This window comes from Paenibacillus sp. Aloe-11 (assembly GCF_000245715.1).
Taxonomy (GTDB): Bacteria; Bacillota; Bacilli; order Paenibacillales; family Paenibacillaceae; genus Paenibacillus; species Paenibacillus kribbensis.
The window spans coordinates 151,115-151,509 of sequence record NZ_JH601066.1; the positions used below are offsets into that span (position 1 = coordinate 151,115).

Consider the following 395-nt stretch of genomic DNA (forward strand, 5'->3'; position numbering starts at 1 on the left):
TACAGGCTCGTATAGCCCAGGTCGAACGCGTAGGATGACAGCAGCATCGTCTTGTCATCCGGGGACAGCTTCGCCTCAGCCGCAAACCAGCGTGCATAATGCAGAAGGCCTCTATGCGTGAGTTGTACCCCTTTCGGATTACCCGTCGTACCCGACGTATAAATGATGTAAGCCAAACTTTCACTTTCGTGTTGGTCCCCTTCGGATCTCCAAGGCTCCGACTCATACAAACTATCGTCGTCCACATTCAGCATGGCCCCGCGATAGCCCTCCGGCAGACGTTCCGCGTTATCACCGTCCGCGATCAACAGTAGGGCTCTGCTGTCCTCCAGCATAAATCCAATGCGCTGGTCCGGCGTTTCCGGGTCAATCGGCAGATATGCGCCGCCAGCCTT

At 55.9% G+C, this 395-nt stretch carries 1 protein-coding gene; it reads right to left on the reverse strand.

All coding sequences use genetic code 11. The annotated features are described in order from the left end of the window. Nucleotides 1-395: AMP-binding protein (locus tag WG8_RS20875; protein ID WP_007432235.1), on the reverse strand; the 395-nt coding region annotated here is incomplete at both ends.